The organism is Staphylococcus sp. HMSC34C02 (assembly GCF_001838705.1).
Taxonomy (GTDB): Bacteria; Bacillota; Bacilli; order Staphylococcales; family Staphylococcaceae; genus Staphylococcus; species Staphylococcus borealis.
The window spans coordinates 165,081-191,148 of sequence record NZ_KV838592.1 but is presented as its reverse complement, the minus strand read 5'-3'; the positions used below and the strand labels follow the sequence as shown (position 1 = coordinate 191,148).

Sequence of the window (26,068 nt, the reverse complement as noted above, 5' to 3'; positions counted from 1 at the left end):
TTAACTTTCCTTTCTTTTTATTTTTGTGATGAAAAAGCCATCTGAATTAAAATCTTGGGGTAAAATCTGTATTGTTTTTACTTGTTCACCGCTAACAGGATGTGTCATTAATTCAAATTCAAAGTCTTTATTATTTTTTAAGAAGGTATAAATCACATTTTCATTTTCGAGTTGTTCAATCGTACACGTTGAATAGACTAGAGTTCCACCAGGTTTCAAGTTTTCTTTAACATTGTCTAATATCTGTAACTGTAATTCAACCAAGTCTTGAATATCTTGCTTTGTTTGAACATATTTAATTTCTGGCTTATGTCGTAATACGCCTAAACCACTACATGGTGCATCAACAAGTATTTTGTCATATACATCTTTGTATGGTTGTGTTGCATCATGATCAAATGCTTTAATGTTCTTAAGTTGTAATTTTCCAATATTTTCTTTAATTAAACCAATTTTATGCTTATGAATATCTGTCGCATCCACATGACCACTTGATGCTAATAATTCTGCAATATGACACGCTTTGCCACCTGGTGCACTACATGCATCCAAAATAACATCATTGTCTTCGACACCCATTAAATATCCTACAAACATTGAACTCTTATCTTGAATTGAAATATTTCCATTTTTAAAATTGTCGGATTCAATTATTGGACGTCCTTTTAAATGTAAACAATAAGGAATCAGTTCATCCACTTCAACGTCATATCCCTCTGCTTGTAACCCTGCTACGACATCTTCAACTTTATTTTTACTTGTGTTAACACGCACAGTACTTGCAGTTTGTTCCATAAATGAATATGCTATTTCACGTGTAGTCTCAACACCATAATGCGTAATCCAATGCTCTATAATCCACTTTGGAATACTATACTCAATAGCCATACGTTGTTTATCATTTTTAATTGAATCTAAGCTTGGCAATTCACTTCTAAAGATTGTTCTCAATATAGCGTTAACAACATTACCATTATGAGGACCACCACGACGTTTCGCAATATTAACTGCCTCATTTATAATGGCGTGATTAGGAACTTTATCTAAATAAATATACTGATACAAACTCATCCATAATAATTGTCTGACCCAACTTTTAATTTTCGTTTTTACAAAAGGTCTAAGATAAAAATCCAGCGTCATTTTCCGTTTTACAGTTCCATACACGAGTTCAGTGTACAAAGGTTTATCAATACTAGATACGTCCCCGGTAGAAAGTACCTCATTGATTCTTAAGTTACTGTAAGCATAATCATTAAAGATTTCTTGAATTGTTTGAAATGCTAATTCTCTTACTGTTTGTGTCATTTTAATAATTTCCCAACTAGCGATTCTTGAACACCGCTTAAATAATTTGCTGCTAGCATACGTTTTTTACCAGCTAATTGAATATCAGTTAAGGCAATTGCATCATCAGAGCCTGTAGCAACTATAATCGCTTTTTTAGTCGTTTCGACGATCTCCCCTGGTTGCCCTTTTTTGTTATGCACGATATGTGCAGCATACAATTTCAAGTTTGTATCATCCATCGTAGTATAGCCAACAGGCCATGGTGATAATCCACGTATATGATTATGAATATCTTCAGCGGTCATCGTCCAATCAATACGTTCATCTTCTCTACTAATATTTGAAGCGAATGTGGCTTGCGTATCATCTTGAGGCGTACTATCATTTGTACCATCGATAATTGCTGGTAATGTTTCTTTCAATAAATCTGCGCCTAATATACTAAGCTTATCATGCATCGTACCTACATTATCATCATTTTCTATATCAATTGCTTTTTGTGAAATAATATTGCCAGCATCTAACTTTTTAACCATATACATAATTGTTATACCAGTTTGTGCCTCACCATCAATAATTGCTTGATGTATGGGCGCACCACCACGGTATTTAGGTAACAATGATGCATGGACATTAATTGCACCTAATTTAGGTAATTGTAGTAATGTCTCAGGCAATAATTGACCAAATGCAGCAGTAACAATTAAATCAGGTTCTAATTGTAACAGTTGTGCCAATTCGTCAGATTGCGCTAATTTTTCTGGTTGATAAACAGGTAAATTGTGTTCTTCAGCCACTCGTTTAACAGGTGGTGGTGTCAATACACGTTTACGTCCCACTGGTCTATCAGGTTGCGTTACGACTGCGATAACGTCGTGTTCTTCTATTAACATTTCCAATACCTTAGTTGAAAAATCAGGTGTTCCCATAAATATCACTTTAGTCATTTTCAAAATACGCCTCCACTTCTTCATCAGTTAATAAATGCTGTGCACGCTTAGTAAATGATATACCGTTTAATTGGTCAACGATGTGTAACATCATTCTCGCTATATCATCATAAGCGGTTAATTCTATCGTATTACCTTCTAAATCATTGGCTTCTACAGTTATCATTTTACTTCGTTCGACTTCCCCGTAGATACCTGGTGTGTTTACTGAACCTTCAAGGTCTGTGACTTTATCTTTAGACTCCGTTTTAATTATAGGATTGATTAGTTGTAGCAATCCTTCAAGTTCCATATCAATGATAGCTACTTGCTTACTAATACCAATTTGAGGTGCGCAAAGCGCTGATGCCTCATTAGCATATAATGTATCTTCTATATCTAATAATAAATCTTTTAATGTAGCATCAAATGTTGTTATGCGTTCCGCTTGTTTCGTTAATACAGGATGCGTTGACTGGACTAATTTTTGTATCGCCATTTATTTTGCTCCTCCTGAAAAAATTCATCATACAATTATAACTTAATTCACTTTGAATTGCGACCTTAGTCTGAAATTTATCCATTCTAGCTACTATTAATTGCTTTTATTTTTCAGTCTATTAAAATAAAAGTAACTTAACTTATCATCACTTGCACAATTAAAGGAGGTGCCAAAATGGAAGTAAATAAAATTATTTATATTGTTTTAGCTATATTTTTAGGTGGTTTCGGTGTTCATAAATTCTATGCCGGTAAAACAATGTCTGGTCTTTTACACTTATTATTCTGTTGGACAGGTATTCCACATATCATTGCAATCATTAGTGCTATTCTTACATTATTTAGACCAGCCGATGAAAACGGTAATGTTGTCATGTAAAAACTAATATTTACGAAAGAAAGAGTTACGTAAGTTAGGTCTTTAAACCTAATAACTACGTAACTCTTTTTGTTTACATTAATACTTGCGGATTGATATCTATTTTTAATGCAAGTTTGTCTTTAAGATATGCCTCATGATAATAATCATCTAAATATTGAAGTGCTTTTAACAATTCCGGTTCACGCTTATATTTCACTAAGATTTGGAATCGATGTTCGTTGTTAATACGAGCAATTGCAGCTGGTGATGGTCCTAACACTAACGCACGATCTGTGAGATGCTGCAGTAAGATTTGATGTATATGTTTGGATGCTTCCATCACTTTCTTCATATTTTTATGCGAAATCGTAAAATTGATTAGAAAATAATAAGGTGGATACTTGCCCATTTTTCTGTATTCCATTTCTTTATGATAGAAAGTTAAATAATCATTTTTTTGAACATCTTCGATTGCATAATGGTCAGGATTATAAGTTTGAATAATGACGTTACCCGGCTTTTCATGTCGTCCTGCTCTTCCAGCCACTTGTGTTAACAGTTGATATGTCCGCTCACTCGCACGAAAATCAGGTAGATTCAACATAGTATCAGCATTTAAAACGCCTACTAAGGTGATATTTGGATAATCTAACCCTTTTGCAATCATTTGTGTGCCTAATAAAATATCGCCTTTACCTTGTTCAAATTCGGATAGTAATTTTTCATGCGCGCCTTTTCTAGAAGTAGTATCTACATCCATTCGTATAATACGTGCACCTTCAAATTCTTGTTGTAATATTTCTTCCACACGTTGTGTACCTGTACCTACTTGGCGAATATGAGAACTTTCACAATTAGGACATTTATTTGGAGGTACTTCATGGTAACCGCAATAATGACACTTCAATTGATCTGTTGACTTGTGGTACGTTAATGAAATATCACAATGTGGGCATTGAGGCACATAACCGCAATCTCGGCATAACATAAATGATGCATAGCCACGACGATTAAGAAATAAAACGATTTGTTCATTTTTACGTAAGCGCTCTTCAATTGCTTCTCTTAATTCGTTAGAAAACATTGATCGATTTCCTGCACTCAATTCTTCGCGCATATCAACGATATCTATCGAAGGTAATGCTTGTTGATTCACTCTGGTAGGTAATGATAGTAACTGATACACGCCTTTTTCAGCTCGTGCGTATGATTCAAGGCTTGGTGTTGCACTTCCTAATACTAAAGGACATTGATGATATTGACTTCTCCATTCAGCGATATCTCTAGCATGATACCGTGGATAATCTTCTTGCTTGTATGTTGATTCATGTTCCTCGTCAATAATAATTATGCCTAAATTTTTGAATGGTGCGAAGATACTTGATCGTGCACCAACACTGACACGTGCTCTACCGTCTCTAATCTTTTGCCATTCATCGTAGCGTTCTCCATTAGATAGACCAGAGTGTAGCACCGCTACGTCATCACCAAATCGGCGTTTAAATCGTAAGACCATTTGTGGAGTTAAAGCAATTTCAGGCACTAACATCATTGCTTCTTTACCTTCATTGAGTACTTCTTCGATTGTCTGTAAGTAAACTTCTGTTTTACCTGAACCTGTCACACCATGTAATAAGAATGTACGTTGCGCTTTATTATCGATTTTGTCTTTAATCTGTTGAAAAGCAACACGCTGTTCTGAAGTAAGTTCCCGCTTCTCTTCACGTTCAAATATACGATGTGCAAACGGATCACGTTCTACTTCGGCATCATATTTCTCAATATAACCCTTCTTAACTAACCCATCTATACTTGATTTTGAGAATCCCATCTCTTCCATATCTTTCAGAAATACTGTATTATGTTGTTCATCTAATAGATAAGCATACACGTCATACTGCTTTATTTTCTTCTCAAGTTTAGCTAAGACCTCATCTGGATGATAACCTTCTACGATACGTACCGCTCTCTGTGTTTTCTTTTTTACATTTTGAGATAATATTGTAACTTCTTTCACTGCGCCTGTTTTTAACAATTTATTTAAAACAGGAAGATGATTATTCTTTTGCGCTTCTTTATATTTATATTGCCCCGTAGCATCAAAGTATTCAATCAATTGGTCATCGATATCATTATATTTCACAACTTCAAAGACTTTCGTATACTTTGCTTTAATTGCACTGGGCAACATTACTTCAAGTACTGAAATGCGCTTAGATACATGATAGTGGCTAATCCATTCACTCAATTGAATCAATTCAGAGGTTAATTCAGGTTTCATATCTTGAATTTCTTTGATTACTTTCAATTTCTCAATATTAATATCATCACTTGGTTCATTTTCAATAGCCATGACATATCCTTGAATTGTACGCGGACCGAATGGAACAACCACCCTAACCCCTACCTGAATAAAAGCCTCTAAATGCTCTGGTATCAAATAATCAAATTTAAAGTCCACACTCTTAGAAGGAATATCTACGATTACCTTCGCAATCATTATTGCCACCTAGTTTCTAATTCATCTAAAATTTGTTCAGCTAATTGAACCTTTTTGCCTCTCTTAATATTAATCATTTCATTAGTTTTAAAATGCATGGTTAATTCATTATCATCTGATTTAAAACCAATCGTTTTGTCACCTACATTATTCGAAATAATCACATCAGCATTTTTTCGTTTTAATTTATCTTGCGCATAGGCTTCGATATTTTGCGTTTCAGCAGCGAAACCTACTAAATATTGATGTGCTTTATGTTCACCTAAATATTTTAGAATATCTTTAGTTCGTTTAAAGGTAACGGCTAAGTCGCCATCTTGTTTCTTCATTTTATGATCTAATACTTCCATCGGCGTATAATCAGATACAGCTGCCGCTTTAAATACAATGTCTTGCTGATCAAAACGTGTCGTTACTGCCTCAAACATGTCTTCCGCACTTTCAATATGTACAATGTCCATACCAATAGGATCTACTAATTGCGTTGGCCCTGTCACTAACGTAACGTGTGCGCCTCTTTTTTGTAGCGCTTCAGCTAGAGCGTAACCCATTTTCCCTGAAGAACGATTGGATACATAACGAACAGGATCAATCACTTCTACAGTTGGCCCAGCTGTAACTAATGCATGTTTACCTTTAAATGAACTATGCGCCTTTACCTTTTGTGATTTGAAAAAGTCGTTGATGACTTTAACAATTTGTAATGGTTCTTCCATTCTTCCTTTTGCTACATAACCACACGCTAAATAACCATCCCCAGGTTCAATAAAGCGATAGCCATCTTGTGCTAATACGTTAATATTGTGCTGTGTACGCTTATTCTCATACATATGTACATTCATTGCCGGAGCAATAAAGGTAGGTGTCTCAGTTGCTAACAACGTAGATGTCAGCATATCATCTGCAATACCCACACTCAATTTCGCAATCACATTTGCAGTTGCAGGCGCAATGATAATCGCATCTGCCCAATCACCCAATGCGACATGTTGAATTTCTTGCGGGTTCTCTTCTTTAAATGTATTGGTATAGACTGGGTTTCTACTAATTGCTTGAAAAGCAAGTGGTGTAACAAATTCTTGCGCATGTTCAGATAACATTACGCGTACATCGTAACCAGCTTGTGTTAATTTACTCGTTAAATCTATAGCTTTATATGCTGCAATACCACCTGTAACAGCTAGCAAAATGTGTTTCATAATCGTATTTCTCCCTTTTACTATATCGATTATTAATCATAATTTATATTAAATTTATTATACACAAATTAAAGGTGTAATTAAAAAGACACATCTTATTGAAGAAGCGTAATACTCAAATCAATAAGATGTGCATATGGATAAATTAATTTCATTTGGTTTTACATAGTGAATTCGTCAGAAACGACTGGTGTGATTTTACCGCTAGCAATTTCTTCTAATGCTTCACCAACTGGTTTAGCTGAATGATATCCACTTAATAAAGCTGTTTCAGGTCTTTCATCTAATTCACGTGCACGCTTAGCTGCAGTCGTAGCAATTAAATACTTAGAATTGATTTTCGATTGTAACTGGTTTAATGGTGGGTTTAACATTATTTTTTGGCCTCCAATAACATTTTTCTATATATAGCTTCAACACGTTCGCGTTTTAAGTGTTCTGCTTCAACAATTGATTGAATACGATCTTTCGCTAAATGGACTTCATCGTTGACTACAACGTAATCATAAAGATTCATCATCTCTACTTCTTTACGTGCTTCATTTACTCTACTTTGAATCTTCTCATCTGACTCAGTGCCACGTCCAACTAATCGTTCTTTCAAATGGTCTAAGCTAGGTGGTGCAAGGAAGATAAATAATGCATCTGGAAATTTCTTTCTTACTTGTTTAGCACCTTCTACTTCAATTTCTAAAAATACATCATGTCCAGCAGCCATAGTATCTTTAACATATTGAACAGGCGTACCATAGTAATTTCCAACGTATTCAGCATATTCAATAAATTGATCTTCCTGAATTAAAGCTTCAAATTCTTCTTTCGTCTTAAAAAAGTAATCTACACCATCAACTTCACCTTCACGCATATTACGTGTCGTCATTGAAATAGAGTACTTATATGATGTAGTTGGATCATCAAATATCTCTTTGCGTACAGTTCCTTTACCTACTCCTGAAGGACCTGAAAGAACAATTAGTAATCCTTTTTCATTATCCATGCCTTACGACCTCTCTAAGCTATTCTTCTATTCTTTAAATATAATATCATATTGTAGTGAAAATTGTATAGAGTATGTAACATAAACTTAAATCATGACGCTTTCTTTTTACCATGTTACAATATACTGAATGATTAAATTGAAGGTGGAAATTATTTATGGCATATGATGGCTTATTCACTAGAAAAATAGTTGAATCACTACAGTTTTTAGTATCTGGACGAATCCATAAGATTAATCAACCAGAAAATGATACGATTCTTATGGTTGTACGCCAAAATCGCAAAAATCATCAACTATTACTATCCATACACCCTAGTTTTTCAAGAATGCATATCACAACGAAGAAGTATGATAACCCATTTGAACCACCAATGTTCGCACGCGTATTTAGGAAACATTTAGAAGGTGGCATTATTAAATCAGTACGTCAAATCGGTAATGACCGCCGTATTGAAATCGATGTTGAAAGTAAAGATGAAATTGGGGATACCATTTATCGCACCGTTATTTTAGAAATTATGGGTAAACATAGCAATTTATTACTTGTTGATGAAAATTATAAAATTATTGAAGGATTTAAACATTTAACCCCGAATACAAATCAGTATCGTACGGTTATGCCGGGTTTTAAATATGAAGCACCACCAACACAAAATAAATTAAATCCATTTGACGTTTCTGGGGACGAAGCTTTAAAATATGTAGATTTTAATAGTGGTAAACTTGCAAAGCAGTTATTGAACACGTTTGAAGGTTTTAGTCCACTGATTACTAATGAAATAGTCAATCGCTATCAATTTATGACAACAGACACTCTACCTAAAGCTTATGATGAGGTTATCGCTCAAACGTTACAAACACCTGTACCTGTTTTCCATAAAAATCATGAAACTGGAAAAGAAGATTTTTATTTCATGAAATTAGAACAGTTTCATGATGATATGGTTGAATATGCATCCTTACATGAATTACTAGACCGGTATTATGATGCCCGTGAAGAACGCGAACGTGTCAAACAACGCGCAAATGATTTAGTACGCTTTGTTCAACAGCAATCTCAAAAATATCAACATAAATTGAGCAAACTGATTACGGAGTATGAAAGTGCTAAAGATAAAGATAAACAGCAACTATACGGTGAACTCATTACTGCTAATATTTACCGCATTAAGCAAGGCGATGATGCTGTAACTGTTCTCAATTACTATACGAATGAAGACATTACGATTCCATTAAACCCTACTAAATCACCGTCAGTTAATGCACAATATTATTACAAGCAATATAATCGAATGAAAACACGTGAACGCGAATTAGATCATCAAATTCAATTAACGCGCGAGAACATCGATTACTTTGCAAATATTGAACAGCAACTCGACCATATTACGGTTGATGAGATAGATGATATTCGTGATGAACTAGCAGAACAAGGATTTATGAAACAACGTAAAAACGTTAAAAAGAAAAAGAATGATACACTTCAACTTCAAACCTATCTTTCTACAGATGGGGATACGATACTAGTAGGCAAAAATAATAAACAAAATGATTATTTAACAAATCGTAAAGCTCAAAAGTCACATATTTGGTTCCATACAAAAGATATTCCAGGTTCTCATGTCGTTATTCTTAATGATGCACCAAGTGAACAAACGATTAAAGAAGCTGCTATGTTAGCTGGTTATTTCTCAAAAGCCGGAAATTCTGGACAAATTCCTGTAGACTATACAGAAATTAGAAATGTTCACAAACCATCTGGTGCTAAACCAGGATTTGTAACGTATGATAATCAAAAAACATTATTCGCAACGCCAGATTATGACAAAATTCAAAGTATGAAAGTTAAATAAGCTGCATCGCACAGACACTAAAATGATGAAAGTATATTTAAAAAGGGATTAGAACCGAACGCACAACTACATCCAGTTCTAATCCCATGTTTTATTTTTCAGGTAATGCCAGTTGAAAACTAACACCAAATTTATCTTGTACCCATGCAAATTCACGGAATGGCGGCATCGCAGTTTTAGGCATTAATATTGCGCCTTCTTTCTTCAAACCACTGAATAGTCGTTCCATTTCCATCGCATTATCAACCGTAATATATAAAGAAATTGACGGATTCATGGGCAAATTCTCACCATTATCCGCATCAATTGCCATAAATACTTGCCCATTTAGCGTAAATATAGAATGTTGTACTGTGCCTGGCACACCCGGTCCATCCTCTCCATATTTAACCATAGTTAAAATTTCACTATTATCGAACAGACTCGTATATAAATTAACTGCTTCTTCTGCTTGATTATTAAACATTAGAAATGTTGTTATTTTAGGTATTTCCACATTGATTCCCCTCTCTTTATCTTTAATACTTATTTTAAACTAATCTATATCATTTTAAAAAAATTTAACTATATAATTTCGTTAATCTAAATTTTTGACTTATTCTATTTTCAAGTTAAAATTAGAATAAAGTTCAATTGGAGGCTTTCAATTATGATGCATCTTGTTATTCCTATTTTATGTATGCTTATTGTTTTACTTATCGGATGGGTACTTATTAAAATTTTTATTCGCTAAGCGTTATGTATTATATTTCTAAACATATAAAACGTGGTATAGATATGACAACATGTCATCTATTACTTTAGATGATTGTGTGCGCCTATACCACGTTTTTTTTAATCGATTTTACCCTTTTGTCTAAGCGATTGCTTAGCCTTTTTAAAGAGGTCACTTGTATGTACAAATGAGTCCATGTTTACTTTAGATTGATTTTTACTTATTTCTTTAATGCTATTATCAATCGACATTGCGTTGTCTGGGGATTTGAAGTCTTCATCTCTATATAAGAATTCATTAACGTGCTTCATATTATTATAGAAACGATTCGCTTCACTATCTGTCATATTAATCAATCCCCCTTTTGACATAGCATATTACAAGTTGTCTCTCCATTCAACTAAAGTTTGTATATCATGCTCAGAAATTTTACCTTCTTCACGTGCAACTTCAATTAACTCATTATAGTTACTTAATGTGTAGTAAGGGACATTGATATCATTAAACATGTCATCTGCTTTCTTTAAGCCATAAGTGAAAATGGCTACTACGCCTACGACATTGGCCCCCGCTTCTTTTAATGCTTCAACTGCAGTAATTGAAGATCCACCTGTTGAGATTAAATCTTCGACAACGACGACATTCTTGCCTTTGCTTAAAGCGCCTTCAATTTGGTTTTGTTTGCCATGGCTTTTACTTTTCGAACGAACATAATTCATTGGTAAATTTAATTTCTCAGAGATATACGCTGCATGCGGAATACCTGCTGTTGCTGTACCAGATATAATATCTACATCACCGAATTGTTCAATAATCAACTGGCTCAATCCATCACGGATGGCACTTCGTACTTCTGGATAGCCTAATGTTACACGATTATCACAGTATATCGGAGATTTAATTCCTGAACTCCATGTATATAGGTCGTTTGGAGATAATGTTACTGCTTCGATATCTAATAAAGATTTTGCTATTTCTTTTGCCATATTAACTTAACCAACTTTCTTTAATAGTGTGATAACTTTCTACAGGATTCTCACTTTGCGTGATTGGTCGTCCAACTACAATATGTGTTGCCCCTAATTGTTTAGCGTCTTCAGGTGTAGTGATTCGCTTTTGATCATCTACAGCTGCCCCTTTTGGTCTAATTCCAGGTGTTACTTTTAAAAAGTCTGAACCTAATTCATTTGTTAATAATTCTGCTTCTAATGGAGAGCATACAACACCATCTAAACCTGCTTGTTGCGTTAATGTCGCATAGTTTAATACGGCTTCCTCGATTGTTGTTTGAATGTTTTGCTCATTACGCAACATTTCTTCAGTTGTAGATGTTAATTGTGTAACAGCAATAATCTTTGTATCATTACTAAATTTGTGCAATCCCCTTACTGCAGCTTTCATCATGGCTGTACCTCCAGCTGCATGCACATTAACTAAATCGACATCTAACTTTCCTAAGCCTTCCATTGCTTTTTCAACTGTGTTTGGAATATCATGTAGCTTCAAATCTAAGAAAATATCATGACCACGTGATTTAATAGATTTAATGAACTCTGGCCCTGCTTGATAGAAGAGTTCCATTCCGATTTTCACGAAAAGTGGTTCATCAAATTTATCTAAAAATGTATTCACTTTTTCTGCGGATTCGAAATCTAGTGCTATGATAGGTAAATCTTTCATATTATAACTCCTTTGAAAATGAACGACGCGGTCGCAGTCGTCTGACTAAGAAAATCCTGACTCAATACAACCTTGTCGTTCTTGAATTGTCATATTACATCGTTCTCATTGAAAATGTCATACTTTCAATCACATTTGTTAAAGCATTCGCAGTATCTAATGATGTTAAACATGGCACACCATTTTCAACTGTTGTGCGACGAATTTGGAAACCGTCTCTCTCTACTTCTTTACCCTTAGTCATGGTATTAATGACAATTTGTACTTCACCATTTTGGATACGTGTTAATAAATCATCATCGCCACCAATTTTGCCTACAACTTCAACTGGAATATGATGTTCTTCTAATTTTTGTGCCGTTCCTTGAGTAGCTAGAATCTTATACCCTACCTCATTTAAACGGTGAGCAATTTTTACAATTTCGTCTTTATCTTTATCACTTACTGTCATAAGTACAGTACCATGATCTTTAACTTCTACACCACTACCCGTTAATCCTTTGTAAAGTGCTTTTTCTAAAGTTAGATCTTTACCCATCACTTCACCGGTAGATTTCATTTCTGGTCCTAAAGTCACATCGACATTTTTCAATTTATTAAAACTGAAGACAGGTGCTTTTACATAGACACCTTCTGAATATGGTTGGATGCCTTGCTTATAGCCTAACACTTTAAGCTGCGTTCCCATTATAGCTTGCATCGCAAGTTGTGCCATTTGAATGTCTGTGATTTTACTTAAGAATGGTACAGTTCGACTTGCACGAGGGTTTACTTCTAGTACGTAAACACCATCATGTGCGATCACAAATTGGATATTAATCAAGCCTACGATATTAAGCCCTTTAGCTAATTTAATTGTGTAGTCTTCTAACGTATTAATATCTTCCTGGCTTAAAGTTTGTGGTGGATAAACAGCGATTGAGTCACCACTATGAACACCTGCACGTTCGATGTGCTCCATGATACCAGGAATGATGACTGTTTCACCGTCTGATATCGCATCAACCTCTATCTCCTTACCAGTTAAATATCTATCTACCAATACTGGATGTTCTGGGCTCGCTTTAACAGCTTGTTCCATGTAGTTTTCTAATTCAGCGTCGCTATTCACTATTTCCATAGCACGACCACCGAGTACATATGATGGTCTCACCACAACCGGGTAGCCAATTTCACGGGCATTTTCAAGTGCTTCTTTTGGAGAAGTCGCAGTTTTACCTTTAGGTTGAGGTACATTAATGGTATGCAGTAAGGCTTCGAATTCTTTTCTATCTTCGGCACGATTTAAATCGTCTAAAGACGTTCCTAATATTTGAACCCCATGTTTAGCTAATTTATCCGCTAAGTTAATAGCCGTCTGACCTCCAAATTGCACGACTACGCCTTTAGGTTGTTCTAAATTGATGATATTCATTACATCTTCTTCAGTTAATGGTTCGAAGTATAATTTATCTGATATTGAAAAGTCAGTCGATACTGTTTCAGGATTATTATTCACGATAATTGCTTCGTATCCGGCATTTTGAATTGCCCATACTGCATGTACAGTAGCATAGTCAAATTCCACCCCTTGCCCAATTCGAATTGGACCTGATCCAAGTACCAAGATTTTTTCTTTATCTGTCACGATGGATTCATTCTCAGTCTCATAGGTGCCATAGTAATAGGGTGTTGTTGACTCAAATTCAGCAGCACAAGTGTCAACCATTTTGTATACAGGTTTAATGCCATTTTCTTGGCGCAATTGATAAACTTCTGCTTCAGTCATACCGAATCGATGTGCAATCACTCTGTCACTAAAGCCATAGTCTTTAGCATATTTAAGGTAGTCTAAATCTCCAGGGTGTGCTTTCAACTCATGTTCGATATTAATAATATTTTGGAATTTATTTAAGAAGAAATAATCAATTTGCGTCATATTATGTATTTCTTCAAGCGTCGTACCACGTCTAATTGCTTCACCTATAAAGAAGAGTCTTTCATCATCTTGATGACTGATGCGTTCCTTAATATAATCTAAATCAAAACTTTCTCCATTTGGTAAGCCTAAATGGTGTACACCATATTCAAGTGAACGTATTGCTTTCAATAATGATTCTTCATATGTACGACCGATAGCCATTACTTCACCAGTGGCTTTCATTTGAGTACCTAATTCACGTTCGCCTTTTTCAAATTTATCAAATGGGAATCTCGGTATCTTTGAAATAACATAATCTAACGTTGGTTCAAAGGCAGCATATGATGTGCCTGTGACAGGGTTAAGCATCTCATCTAATGTTAATCCTACTGCTATTTTTGCTGCTAATTTTGCAATTGGGTAGCCAGTTGCTTTAGATGCAAGCGCTGATGATCGTGATACACGTGGATTTACTTCTATAATATAGTAATTGAATGAGTGTGGGTCTAATGCAAGTTGGACGTTACATCCACCTTCAATACCTAATGCTCGAATTACTTTTAAAGATACATCACGTAACATTTGATATTCAACATCTGATAACGTTTGACTCGGCGCTACTACGATAGAGTCTCCAGTATGAATACCAACTGGGTCAATATTTTCCATATTACAAACAACAATTGCATTGTCATTTTTATCTCGCATGACTTCATATTCAATTTCTTTGTAGCCCGCAATAGATTTTTCAATTAAACATTGTGTCGCTGGACTGTAATGTAGCCCATTGCTCACTACTTCTTTTAATTCATCATCATTGTAGCAAATACCACCACCAGTACCTCCCATTGTAAAGGCAGGACGAACAATGAGTGGATAGCCTACTTCGTCTTTAAACGCAAATGCTTGTTCAACAGTATTTACAATATCACTTTCAGGGACAGGTACATTTAAATCATTCATTAATGATCTAAATAATTCTCTATCTTCTGCTTGTTGAATTGACTTTAATTCCGTACCTAGTAATTTCACATTATTTGCTTCAAGTACACCACTATCATGTAATTGAATTGCCATATTCAAACCTGTTTGACCACCTAATGTTGGTAACAGTGCATCAGGCTGTTCTTTACGAATAATACGTGCAATAAAGTCATGTGTTAACGGTTCGATATAAACTTTATCTGCAATTTCTTTATCTGTCATAATCGTTGCTGGGTTAGAGTTGACTAATATGACACGGTAGCCTTCTTCTTTTAAAGCAAGGCACGCTTGAGTACCTGCGTAATCAAATTCTGCAGCTTGTCCAATGATAATTGGACCTGATCCAATAACTAGAATCGTTTGTATATCGTCACGTTTAGGCATTTGCTGTTTGCTCCTTTTCTTTAAATTCTTTCATCATAGCCATAAATTCATCGAATAAATAATTTGAATCGCTTGGGCCTGGTCGTGCTTCAGGATGATATTGCACCGAAAATGCTGGTAATGTCTTATGTCTTAATCCTTCAACCGTACCATCATTTAACGCAATATGTGTCACTTCTAAGTCAGTATGTGCCAATGAATCTTTATCAATAGCGTAACCATGGTTTTGACTTGTGATATCTACTTTTCCAGTTCGTAAATCTTTTACAGGGTGATTTGCACCACGATGACCGAACTTCATTTTAAATGACGTCGCACCTTGAGATAGCGCGAATAATTGATGTCCTAGGCATATACCGAAGAATGGAATTTTGCCTAAAATACCGTTAATCATATCCAATGCAACTTCTACCACATCTGGGTCACCAGGGCCATTAGATAACATCACGCCATCAGGTGACATAGCTAATATCTCTTCAGCCGATGTGTCATAAGGTACTACTGTCACATTGCACCCACGCAAATTTAATTCTCTTACAATGTTTTGCTTTTTACCAAAGTCTAACAAGACGACACTCAAATCAGATCCTGTAGAGACGTATGGTGTTTTAGTAGATATTGTTTCCACTTCATTTCGAGGTAACGTTGTACCTTGTAATGTACTGATTAGTGTGTCAATGTCCTCTCGATTATCAGTGAACCCTGCCTTAAGTACACCATGCTGTCTAATCTTACGAGTAATACTACGTGTATCTACGCCTGAGATACCAGGTATCTTGTATTGTACAAGCACATCGTGTAATGTTTTTTGATTTCTAAAGTTACTTGGATGAGTGCTTGCTTCTTTCACTACTACACCATTTAATGTTGGTGTTAGTGCTTCAAAGTCGTCTCGGTTAATACCGTAATTACCAATTAATGGGTATGTGAATGTAATGATTTGACCAGTATATGAAGGGTCTGAGATTGTTTCTTGGTATCCTGTCATCGCTGTGTTGAATACGATTTCTCCAACTGATAAGTTGTTAGATCCCAATTGATATCCTTCATAATAAGTCCCATCTTCTAATACAAGATAGCGTCGCTCAAGCATTTATTTATCCTCCTTATATTTAACTTCGCCTTCTACCATAGTTAAAATTGGGTTACCATAAACTTTGTAACCAATAAATGGTGTATTATCTGCTTTAGATAAGAAATCTTCACCTTTGATTTCGCGCTCTTCTTCCAGATTAATCATTGTTAAATCAGCTAAGTGTCCTTCTTCCAATTTGCCATATGGTAAATCAAATACTTGTGCTGGTTTAACAGTTAAGTAATCCACTAATTGTTGCAATGACCAATCTCCATTTTTTACAAAATGCGTATATAGTAATGGGAATGCAGTTTCACTTCCTACAATACCGAAAGGCGCTTTAGTCATCGGTTGTGCTTTCTCTTCTTTCGCATGTGGTGCATGGTCAGTTGCAATACAATCTATCGTTCCATCTAATAACCCCTCTAATAAGGCCTCTCTATCTTCTTTACTTCTTAAAGGTGGATTCATTTTATAAATTGCATTATCACCTGGTACATCATCTTCAGTTAGTAATAAGTGATGTGGTGTAACTTCGGCTGTCACATGAATACCAGCTGCTTTAGCATCACGAATAGCTCTAACACTTTCTTTCGTTGAAACATGACATACATGATAATGACAATTTGCTGCTTCAGCTAGTAGCACATCTCTCGCGATTTGTACCGCTTCACAAATATTCGGAATGCCAGGTATACCTAACGCTTCGCTTCGTTTACCTTGGTGCATTGCACCACCATAAATTAAACTATTATCTTCGCAGTGTGCTACCACAGCTTTATTAACTTTAGCTGCTTGTTGCATTGCTTCATACATCATTGCTGATTCTTGAACACCTACGCCATCGTCTGTGAACGCAAAAGCACCTTGCTTAGCTAGTGCTTCAAAATCAACATGTTCTTTTCCAGCTTGGCGTACGGTTATAGATGCATATGGTAATACATGTACTTGTGCGTTCTCTTGAATTAATTGTTGTAAACGCTCCATATGTTCCACAATGTCCGGTACTGGACGTGTATTTGGCATTGGACATACAGTTGTAAACCCACCACGAGCTGCAGCTTTCGTACCTGTCTCAATCGTTTCTTTATGTTCTCCACCTGGTTCACGTAAATGAACGTGAACATCAATTAAACCAGGTGCTACAAAATGTCCTTGTGCATCAATTACTTCAACACTTTCATCAACTTCAATATTATTGCTTATTTCTTTAATATGTTGACCGTCAATTAAAATAGATGTTTGCTTAAGTTCACCGTTATCTAAAATTTGAGCATTTTTGATTAATTTCAACGTTTACGCCTCTTTTCCTGATAATAGTTTATTGATTACTGACATTCTTAAATACATGCCATTTGTCATTTGTTTGAAAATTCGTGCCTTAGGCGCTTCCACTAATTCAGAATCAATTTCAACACCTCTATTAACTGGTGCAGGGTGCATAACAATTGCTTTATCTTTCAACTTATTATATCTATCCATTGTTAAACCGTATTGTTCATGGTAATCATTTGCCTCGAAGTTAGCTTCACCCGTTATACCATGACGTTCATGTTGAACACGTAATAACATAACAATGTCTACTTGGTCGATAACATCATCAATTTGCACATATGGTGCATCTAAAGATTCATCAACCCATTCATCTGGACTTGAGAACATCACATTTGCACCTAGTGATGTTAAGCTTATGAAATTACTTCTTGCTACACGTGAATTTTTAATATCACCACAGATCAAGATATTTAATCCTTCAAATGACCCATACTCTTCATAAATTGTCATGATATCTAATAAACTTTGTGTAGGGTGTTGACCACTACCATCACCAGCATTTGCAATTGGGATATTAAGATTTTCCAGTTCTTCATAATATGCATTTTGAGAATGTCTTATGACAAGTAAATCAACGCCGATGCTCTCAAGCGTTTTACATGTGTCGTACAGTGATTCTCCTTTTTGTACTGATGATGTACTTGTTTCAAAGTTAACTTCTTTAAGACCTAATTTTTGCTCTGCTACTTCAAAGCTACATTTAGTACGTGTTGAGTTTTCGAAGAATAAATTTGAAACAAACTTTCCTTCGAATTGTGGTAATGGTTGTTTTCCTGATTTGTAATCACAAGCTGTTTGAATTAAATCGTAAATGTCCTCGTTAGATAAATGTTCCATAGATAATAAGTTATTCATAAAGCGCCTCCTGATAAATAATCCTTGTTAAATTAGTTTTTTGATTCCTGTTTTTCTTTTGGCAAAATTAAATTTAAGATAATACCTGAAAGTGCTGCGAGTGCCATACCTTCGATTTGAAGGTTTACACCTAAACCTTTTAAATTGATAAGTAAGTTACCAATACCTACAACTAAGATGACTGAAGCAATGACTAGGTTACGGTTGCTTGCGAAATCGATATTGCTCTCAACTAACATTCTGAGTCCGCTTGCTGCAATAATACCGAAGAGCAAGATGGATACGCCGCCCATTACCGGGGTAGGTATTGATGAAATCAACGCTGAGAACTTTCCAATGAATGATAAGACAATCGCGATAACCGCTGCGCCACCAATAACATAAATACTATAAATTTTTGTTATTGCTAGAACACCGATGTTTTCGCCGTATGTTGTACTTGGTGGACCACCAATAATACTTGCGAACATGGTTGACACACCGTCACCGATAATTGAGCGATGTAAACCTGGATCCTCGAAGAAGTTTCTACCTACAATTTTATTGATTACCATTTGGTGACCGATATGCTCACTCACTGTTACGAACACAATTGGTAACATGACGAGTATTAAACCAAGGTGTATCGACGGTACATAATCTTTAAACGGTAAATAGATGTGAGGGAAGTCAATCCAATTTGCTTTCGCAATATTTGAAAAGTTTACTAATCCCATAAAGATTGAAACAATGTAGCCGACGATGATACCAATAAGTACCGGTATCAGTGATAAGAATCCTTTGAAGAACCCTTGGACAATAATGGTTACAAGTAATGTGATAAGTGCTACAACTAAATAGCTTAAGTTGTACCCTTTCATATCACCTGAATTCTCAAACATTGCCATATTGACTGCTGTTGGTGCTAGGCTTAAACCAATCACCATGATTACTGGCCCCACTACTACTGGTGGAAGTAAATGCATTAACCATCCAGTACCACTTATTTTGATTAGAATACCGATGATGACGTACATGACGCCACTAGCGAATAATGCGACCAACATATCACCTAGACTGTGTGTGCTCAAGCCAGTAATAATCGGTGTGATGAATGCGAAGCTTGAGCCTAAATATGCTGGAATCTTTGCTTTAGTAATTAGGATGTAAAGCAATGTTCCTATTCCTGATGCAAGTAAAGCTGCTGATATAGGTAAACCAGTAAGGAAAGGTACTAATACAGTAGAACCAAACATTGCAAATAAATGTTGCAAACTCAGTAATGCCCACTGTGCCGGTTGCGGTTTATCCTGTACGTCTAACACCGGCTTAACGGTGCGTTCAAACATTTGTTCATTTTCCATTTTTTTCTTCCTTTCATAAAAAAAGTCTCTTTAACATATAAATGTAAAGAGACTAAAAAATCGTATTTAGTAAGCAGATACGTTTTCATATCCAACGCAATCTGTACATACGTGACAAAGTATTCTGTTTTAGTGAGCGCATTATTACTTATATTGAAACTTTAATACTGACACTCACTATTGAATACTTTACCTTTTTCAGTCTCTCGTACTGATTTAAAAGGCCTTTATTCAATTATAACTGCGTTCTGTGAATCCTTTTCATTTAAGAACACAGAAACGGATTCTTCTTTAGCAGTTGGAATATTTTTTCCTACAAAATCTGCTCTGATAGGCAACTCACGATGTCCTCGATCTACAAGTGCAGCCAATCCAATTTTAATTGGTCGAGAATGTAATAGAATCGCATCTAGTGAAGCTCTAACAGTTCTACCAGTGTAAAGCACATCATCAATAATGATGACGACCTTGTTATTAATATCAGCATCAATATCTATTGCGTCTTGAGTGATTTTCTTGTTAGTAATTTCAATATCATCTCTAAAATGCGTAATATCAATTGTGCCTGTCGGAACTGCTTTTTGTTCAATTTGATTGATTTTGTCTTGAATACGTCGTGCTAAGTATTCGCCTCTCGTTTTGATACCGAGTAACACAAGATTTTCTGTACCTTTATTGTATTCTAGAATTTCGTGCGCCATACGCGTTACAGTACGTTGTATTGCAGCTTCATCCATGATGATACGCTCAGACATTATCTCACCTCTTAATATTAAAAAACCTCATGTCTTTAATCAAAGACATGAGGTTTAATTTATATACGGACATGTATGTTTATACGATACATGATAAAGTCATTCTCATTAAACAATTCATCAATGTGCTCAATGAATGATTTTAAGAAAGTGTATAGAATTATACTCATTGTCTTTGAAGCCTCTCTGGACTTTCGTTTAAAGACATCGTTTTCTTTTTGAACTGTTATTAGCTTAATGCTTTTTGACTTATAAGTCAATGCAAATTTTAAAATTCTCTGTGTTAAATAATCCTTTTTTATTAGATTAAATTCCATTTAGACCATTGAATGATTAACTTATGCTTCTCTTAAACGGATATCTTCTAATAATGTTTCAAATGCTTCAGGTAACTCCGCTTGTCGTTCAATGTATTCATGTGTGACTGGATGTTCAAACCCAATAACCCCTGCGTGTAAAGCTTGACCACCAATATCAAGTGTCTTTCTCGGACCATATTTAGGGTCTCCAACAAGAGGAAATCCTATATATTTCATATGCACACGGATTTGGTGTGTACGCCCTGTCTCTAATTGACACTCAATTAATGTATAATCTTTAAAATGTTCCAACACATTGAAATGCGTCACGGCTTCTTTACCATTATCAACAACATCCATGGATTGTCTATCTTTCTCATTTCTTCCTATTGGCGCATCGATTGTACCGTAATCATGTGGAATGTTTCCATGTACTAATGCAGTATATTTTCGCTTAACAGATTTATCCATTAACTGTTCAACTAAACCACGATGCGCGATATCATTTTTCGCAACCATTAATAACCCTGATGTATCTTTATCAATACGATGTACGATACCAGGACGAATCTCACCATTAATACCAGATAAATCTTTAATTTGATACATTAATCCATTAACCAGTGTACCTGAATAATGACCTGGTGAAGGGTGAACTACCATACCTTTAGGTTTATATACAATCGCAACATCTTCATCTTCATAATAAATATCTAAGTTTAAATTTTCAGGCTGAATATCAGCTTCAACGACTTCCTTTTCAGTAACAATAATACTGTCATTTAATTTAACTTTATAATTAGATTTAATCACTTTGTCATTTACTGTTACTAAATCTTCTTTAATCCAATCTTGTATTTGACTTCTTGACCAATCATTGTTGTATTCGGGTAATAATTTATCAATACGCTGTCCAACATAAGCTTGGTCTTCTATTTTAAATTCATGTGTTTTCAAATTACAGCCTCCTATTCTTTCGAATTTGCATCTTTAAGTAAGGCAATGATGATGAATAATACACCTATTGTTAGACTAGAATCCGCAACATTAAATATTGGAAAATCATATCCGAAAATAGTCGTATCAACAAAATCAACTACTTCACCATTTACTAATCGATCAATAAAGTTACCTAATGCGCCTGCAAATAATAAACTAATTGCAACTTGCATAAACAGATTATACTTTGCTTCTTTAATATAAAATAATACAAGTACGACGAGAATTATAAGCGTAATAATATAAAAGAATCCCATTTTACCACTTAATATTCCCCACGCCGCACCGTCATTTCTATGTGATGTTATATTTAAAAAATTGGGAATAACTTCATACGAATCACCAATATTCATTGTTGTAGCTATTATGCGTTTAGTTACTTGATCAATGATTAATATTGTAATTGCTACGATTAAAGATATCGTTATATAATATTTCTTTTTCATTCACGTGCCTCCATTCACACACTACACTTTGACAACACTCTACATTATAGCTTACTCCCATACATAAAAAAAGCTACAGTTACAAATAACTCATGAGAGGTGTAACTGTAGTTCACTATGCTGTTTCATTTTTATTTTCCTTTGGGTGAATATAATTAAATTCGTCTACTTGATTGTCATGAACTGTTCTTTTAGTCACTTCATACGGTTTATTATAGTTCATATCAAATACTGTTAGCGACCCATCCTGGTGAACTTTATCTATATATGCTACATGACCATATTGACCTTTAGGATATTGCAAAATTGCGCCAACACTAGGTTCATTATTTACTGTATATCCTTCTTCATCAGCTTTTGCAGCCCAATACTTAGCATCGCCCCATTTATTGCTAATCATATTACCATCTTGTCGTATTCTGTCAAACACGTAATACGTACACTGCCCCTTAGCATATAAATTGAATTTCATTGGATTCTTTTCCCAAAAATGAATTGTAGGTTGTGTCATATCTTGATTATCAATACCATCATATATTGCTCCAACAGTGAAAAGTGCACTACCTAATAACATTATAGCTATAAATTTCTTCATTTAATCACACTACTTCTATAAAATTAAATCTAAATTGAAGTCCGTCTGGACCATTTACATCGATATGCGTTGTTTCAGGATAATAATAATCAATTAATGCGAGACCATATGTGATAGGATTCATAACGCGCTTCGTACTTGATAACCATTGATTAATTGCTAAATGATGATGATATTGATTTGAAGACATATAGAGTGAAAATTTATCTAAATATGCAGATGTTTCAAGTCCAAAATAGTTTAAATAATATGATTTGACTTCAGACATACGTATCGATTTAAGAGATACATTTCCAATTTTAGTTCCTTTAGGAATGCCTTGCCAAGTTTGATCTGTTACATGCGTTAATAATCGTGGAACATTAATTGCTTCAACATCCAATTTCACATATTTATTATCGTACACCCAGTCATCTATATCGTGATTGACATAAAACTTAAATGCATTTCCCTCTGGATCTTCAATAAAAAGAGAGGTACAGACACTTTGTTCTCCACCATTTACTGGAATTTCAAAATCTGTCATTTGTACAAGTAAATCTGCTAAATCTTCTATATTAGGAAGCAAAATACCTATATAAAATAATCCGGCTTCAGATAATAGCGGTTCCCTACCATTTACAATTTCTTTTAAAGTTATAAAATGATTAGATTGACCAATCTCATATTGGACAGATTGGTGTGTTTCGGTAATCACTTCAAATCCTAATACCGTTTCATAAAATGGTCTTAAATTAGCTAAATTTCTCACATTTAATGTTATACCATTTACGAAATGTGCATGCTTGGAATGAAACATTGTGGCCTCCTAATATGACTGTAAATCAACTGCATCATTTTTATCGGATGCATTAAACACTTTGATGAAAATAATACTTTTTATTTTACCTTAAAATCTATCAAATTTTATCAGTCTTTGTATGTATATTACAATTTATGTTTTTTAGTTCGCCCTTCTAAATATGGACTTCAAGATAAAGTATTTACATTTTACTTAGTTTACTTTTTTAAATTATGCTAATGAATTAAAAAGAGGCTAGGACATAAATAATATAATGAAGCTATTTTGCGAATTCGCAGTAGCGGACTGAACTGAGAAGGCACTTAAATCAAGCTTTTCTCAATTCCAGTCATCCTTGCGGAGGTGAGCGGGGCCCCAACACAAAGAAATCACGAAAGTGATTTTACAAGCTAAGCAAGTTGGGGTCGGTGCCCAGCAGAGAGAATTTCATTAAGAAATTCCACAAGCAAAGCAAGCTGGGAGCGGACGACGAATTTAAAAGAATTCTGTTCCACTCCCTTTTCAACTATATCAACACTATAACTCGGACGTTCTTTTAAAATAAATTAACGTATGCATTATATCATTATGGATGATTTATGCTTTAATCAGATGATATATTTTTGATCCAACATAAGCACCCACAATCGCACCTGTAGTCATCGCAATAGTACTGAATAGCTGATTATTGTGTGATGACGCTTGTTTATCTTCTTCAGCAAGTTTATTCATATGATTAACAAATAATTCCATAACTGTTTTATGAATATTGGCTTGTGTATATTTATAAACTACCCAAGGCAATGTCGGCTCATATTCTTGTAACGCAACGATTGCTTCATTCGTATCTAAAATACGTCTAAATTCAAATCGAGCATTTCCACCATTGTTGGATAATGCTAAATTACCACCTACGATTTTGTAAACAATCATATCCTCAGAAGAATCTTCCATATCACGTTCCATTTTTAAGATAAATTGATTCATAAACGGCAGTGTAATATCAAATTTATTTTCATTTATAGTGCCATTGATCAAATGTAACGTAATATTGTTAATAAACGTTGCATATGTTTTAGCCACATCTTCCATTGAATAATTGGCCGGAATACTAAAACGTGATATTGCTCTTACATCTTTGATGCTTTCTTTTTTACTTTTACTTGATGATTTTTTGTTTTTATTTTGTTTTTGATTCATTTTATTTTCTTCATTTAGCGCTTGTTCTACACTTTCCTCATATGACATCTTACCAATAGATATATCAGGATGTGTGCGTTCTGGTTGTGGAATCATATCATGAACTAAACTATTCATAAGTGGGTAAACCATCTCTTTAGGCACCTGTGAAATAAGTTGTACCCAATATCGACTAACCCAAATAGGGATAATTGGTAAGTCAACGATTGGTAAACGTTTATTTAACACTACTGCCGTGCGTTGTATTAATTCCTTATAATTCATAATTTCTGGACCTGTAATATCAAAAGCCTCATTATGTTGTGGTGTACGTTCGACTAATAGTGCGAGTTTATCAATAACATCGTTGATTGAAACGGGCGCAATCATATTATATGCCCAACTAGGTAAGACCATTCCGGGTAAACGTTCAACCAAACGTTTTAAAATCGGGTAAGAACTTCCCTTTGCCCCAATAATTAAACCTGCTCGCAATGTGCTAACCGGTATGCCATAAGACCCAAGAATTTTCTCACATTCTAAACGACTACGTAAATGCGCCGACAGCTTGTCTTCATTGGGAATTAAACCACTCATAAAAACAATATGTTTTACGCCTTGTTTTTTAGCAGCTCTCGCAAAATTATCCGCTAATAAGGCATCCATATCTTCAAAATTTGCTTGCGTCAATTTTGCATTAGGCATCATAGAATGAACAAGGTAAATTGCAGTATCTACCCCTTCCATTACCTCTGTGATTTCATCTAAATCAAATAAATCAGCAGCTTTCCAAGTGACATTCTGTTCATTTTCTTTATTTTTAATATTTCGTGAAATTGCGATAATTTCGTAATTCTCTTTTAATTGCGCTTGCAAGTGTCCACCAATATAGCCAGATGCACCTGTTAATAAAATTTTACTCATCGTTCCACCTCTATTTATTAGAAATTCGCTCTGTCATTTAACTATGAATATATCTTTCTAAATAACCTTAAATCATAAAGTGAAACATTGTATATTAATATTCTTTTTATGTATAAATTATATTGTAATTATTAAAAAGGAGCAGGACAATGAAATAAATTTTAGAAAAAATATTTCTGTCCAGCT

The 26,068-nt window shown here is 34.8% G+C and carries 24 protein-coding genes; 2 read left to right on the top strand and 22 right to left on the bottom strand.

The genetic code is table 11. From position 1 onward, the window contains the following. The 3 genes from rsmB to HMPREF3239_RS09610 are packed head-to-tail and all read right to left on the bottom strand — an operon-like array spanning window position 1 to window position 2,718. Window positions 1-1,308 (bottom strand): 16S rRNA (cytosine(967)-C(5))-methyltransferase RsmB, encoded by a 1,308-nt coding sequence (rsmB, locus tag HMPREF3239_RS09620; protein ID WP_070855484.1) that lies wholly within the window; start codon window positions 1,306-1,308, stop codon window positions 1-3. After that, window positions 1,305-2,237, bottom strand: a complete 933-nt coding sequence (fmt, locus tag HMPREF3239_RS09615; RefSeq protein ID WP_070855673.1) for a methionyl-tRNA formyltransferase — start codon at window positions 2,235-2,237, stop codon at window positions 1,305-1,307. The genes rsmB and fmt overlap by 4 nt, the downstream gene beginning before the upstream one ends. Next, a complete protein-coding gene (locus tag HMPREF3239_RS09610) occupies window positions 2,230-2,718 on the bottom strand; it encodes a peptide deformylase (protein ID WP_070855482.1) in 489 nt (162 codons plus the stop codon). The genes fmt and HMPREF3239_RS09610 overlap by 8 nt, the downstream gene beginning before the upstream one ends. Before the next feature lie 177 nt (window positions 2,719-2,895). Here HMPREF3239_RS09610 and HMPREF3239_RS09605 point away from each other — a divergent pair, with 177 nt between their 5' ends. Beyond that, window positions 2,896-3,099, top strand: coding sequence for a TM2 domain-containing protein (locus HMPREF3239_RS09605; RefSeq protein ID WP_053029220.1), 204 nt, complete (start codon window positions 2,896-2,898; stop codon window positions 3,097-3,099). Between the two features lie 73 nt (window positions 3,100-3,172). On the opposite strand, the gene priA is transcribed toward HMPREF3239_RS09605, so the two are convergent. The 4 genes from priA to gmk form a co-directional block, all read right to left on the bottom strand. Continuing rightward, on the bottom strand, window positions 3,173-5,581 hold the full coding sequence (priA, locus tag HMPREF3239_RS09600; RefSeq protein WP_053029218.1) for a primosomal protein N': 2,409 nt from the start codon (window positions 5,579-5,581) through the stop codon (window positions 3,173-3,175). Next, entirely contained in the window at window positions 5,581-6,780 is a 1,200-nt protein-coding gene (gene coaBC / locus HMPREF3239_RS09595; protein WP_070855480.1) for a bifunctional phosphopantothenoylcysteine decarboxylase/phosphopantothenate--cysteine ligase CoaBC, read from the bottom strand. Before coaBC ends, priA begins: the two co-directional genes overlap by 1 nt. A gap of 161 nt (window positions 6,781-6,941) precedes the next feature. Further along, complete coding sequence (gene rpoZ / locus HMPREF3239_RS09590) at window positions 6,942-7,154, bottom strand: DNA-directed RNA polymerase subunit omega (protein ID WP_011275989.1); 213 nt, start codon at window positions 7,152-7,154, stop codon at window positions 6,942-6,944. Beyond that, the gene (gene gmk / locus HMPREF3239_RS09585) at window positions 7,154-7,777 is read right to left on the bottom strand and encodes a guanylate kinase (protein WP_053029214.1); all 624 of its coding nucleotides are present in this window, start codon (window positions 7,775-7,777) and stop codon (window positions 7,154-7,156) included. The genes rpoZ and gmk overlap by 1 nt, the downstream gene beginning before the upstream one ends. 158 nt (window positions 7,778-7,935) lie before the next feature. Between gmk and HMPREF3239_RS09580 the strand changes: the two genes are divergently transcribed. Further along, the gene (locus tag HMPREF3239_RS09580) at window positions 7,936-9,633 is read left to right on the top strand and encodes an Rqc2 family fibronectin-binding protein (RefSeq protein WP_070855478.1); all 1,698 of its coding nucleotides are present in this window, start codon (window positions 7,936-7,938) and stop codon (window positions 9,631-9,633) included. 91 nt (window positions 9,634-9,724) lie between these two features. Here the strand turns inward: HMPREF3239_RS09580 and HMPREF3239_RS09575 are convergent, their stop codons facing one another. The 15 genes from HMPREF3239_RS09575 to HMPREF3239_RS09505 form a co-directional block, all read right to left on the bottom strand. Continuing rightward, the gene (locus HMPREF3239_RS09575) at window positions 9,725-10,129 is read right to left on the bottom strand and encodes a VOC family protein (protein ID WP_070855476.1); all 405 of its coding nucleotides are present in this window, start codon (window positions 10,127-10,129) and stop codon (window positions 9,725-9,727) included. A 338-nt stretch (window positions 10,130-10,467) separates the two neighbouring features. Further along, a complete protein-coding gene (locus HMPREF3239_RS09570) occupies window positions 10,468-10,695 on the bottom strand; it encodes a hypothetical protein (protein WP_070855474.1) in 228 nt (75 codons plus the stop codon). Between the two features lie 30 nt (window positions 10,696-10,725). Next, entirely contained in the window at window positions 10,726-11,334 is a 609-nt protein-coding gene (gene pyrE, locus HMPREF3239_RS09565) for an orotate phosphoribosyltransferase (protein ID WP_070855472.1), read from the bottom strand. 1 nt (window position 11,335) lies between these two features. Then, window positions 11,336-12,028: an orotidine-5'-phosphate decarboxylase gene (gene pyrF / locus HMPREF3239_RS09560; RefSeq protein ID WP_070855470.1), complete on the bottom strand. Its 693-nt coding sequence runs from the start codon at window positions 12,026-12,028 to the stop codon at window positions 11,336-11,338. A gap of 94 nt (window positions 12,029-12,122) precedes the next feature. Then, window positions 12,123-15,296: a carbamoyl-phosphate synthase large subunit gene (gene carB, locus HMPREF3239_RS09555; protein ID WP_070855468.1), complete on the bottom strand. Its 3,174-nt coding sequence runs from the start codon at window positions 15,294-15,296 to the stop codon at window positions 12,123-12,125. Further along, on the bottom strand, window positions 15,289-16,389 hold the full coding sequence (locus HMPREF3239_RS09550) for a carbamoyl phosphate synthase small subunit (RefSeq protein ID WP_070855466.1): 1,101 nt from the start codon (window positions 16,387-16,389) through the stop codon (window positions 15,289-15,291). The genes carB and HMPREF3239_RS09550 overlap by 8 nt, the downstream gene beginning before the upstream one ends. After that, entirely contained in the window at window positions 16,390-17,664 is a 1,275-nt protein-coding gene (locus HMPREF3239_RS09545; protein ID WP_070855463.1) for a dihydroorotase, read from the bottom strand. Window positions 17,665-17,667: 3 nt separating this feature from the next. Beyond that, window positions 17,668-18,561, bottom strand: coding sequence for an aspartate carbamoyltransferase catalytic subunit (locus HMPREF3239_RS09540; protein ID WP_053029205.1), 894 nt, complete (start codon window positions 18,559-18,561; stop codon window positions 17,668-17,670). A gap of 32 nt (window positions 18,562-18,593) precedes the next feature. Then, the gene (locus HMPREF3239_RS09535; RefSeq protein WP_053029204.1) at window positions 18,594-19,904 is read right to left on the bottom strand and encodes a uracil-xanthine permease family protein; all 1,311 of its coding nucleotides are present in this window, start codon (window positions 19,902-19,904) and stop codon (window positions 18,594-18,596) included. A 227-nt stretch (window positions 19,905-20,131) separates the two neighbouring features. After that, a complete protein-coding gene (pyrR, locus tag HMPREF3239_RS09530; RefSeq protein ID WP_053029203.1) occupies window positions 20,132-20,659 on the bottom strand; it encodes a bifunctional pyr operon transcriptional regulator/uracil phosphoribosyltransferase PyrR in 528 nt (175 codons plus the stop codon). Between the two features lie 338 nt (window positions 20,660-20,997). Further along, a complete protein-coding gene (locus HMPREF3239_RS09525; RefSeq protein ID WP_070855461.1) occupies window positions 20,998-21,915 on the bottom strand; it encodes an RluA family pseudouridine synthase in 918 nt (305 codons plus the stop codon). 11 nt (window positions 21,916-21,926) lie between these two features. Then, complete coding sequence (gene lspA, locus HMPREF3239_RS09520; protein WP_053029201.1) at window positions 21,927-22,403, bottom strand: signal peptidase II; 477 nt, start codon at window positions 22,401-22,403, stop codon at window positions 21,927-21,929. Window positions 22,404-22,518: 115 nt separating this feature from the next. Then, the gene (locus HMPREF3239_RS09515; RefSeq protein ID WP_070855459.1) at window positions 22,519-22,998 is read right to left on the bottom strand and encodes a CHAP domain-containing protein; all 480 of its coding nucleotides are present in this window, start codon (window positions 22,996-22,998) and stop codon (window positions 22,519-22,521) included. Window positions 22,999-23,002: 4 nt separating this feature from the next. Continuing rightward, complete coding sequence (locus HMPREF3239_RS09510; protein WP_070855458.1) at window positions 23,003-23,797, bottom strand: VOC family protein; 795 nt, start codon at window positions 23,795-23,797, stop codon at window positions 23,003-23,005. Between the two features lie 579 nt (window positions 23,798-24,376). Continuing rightward, window positions 24,377-25,882, bottom strand: coding sequence for an NmrA family NAD(P)-binding protein (locus tag HMPREF3239_RS09505; RefSeq protein ID WP_070855456.1), 1,506 nt, complete (start codon window positions 25,880-25,882; stop codon window positions 24,377-24,379). Window positions 25,883-26,068: the final 186 nt, after the last annotated feature.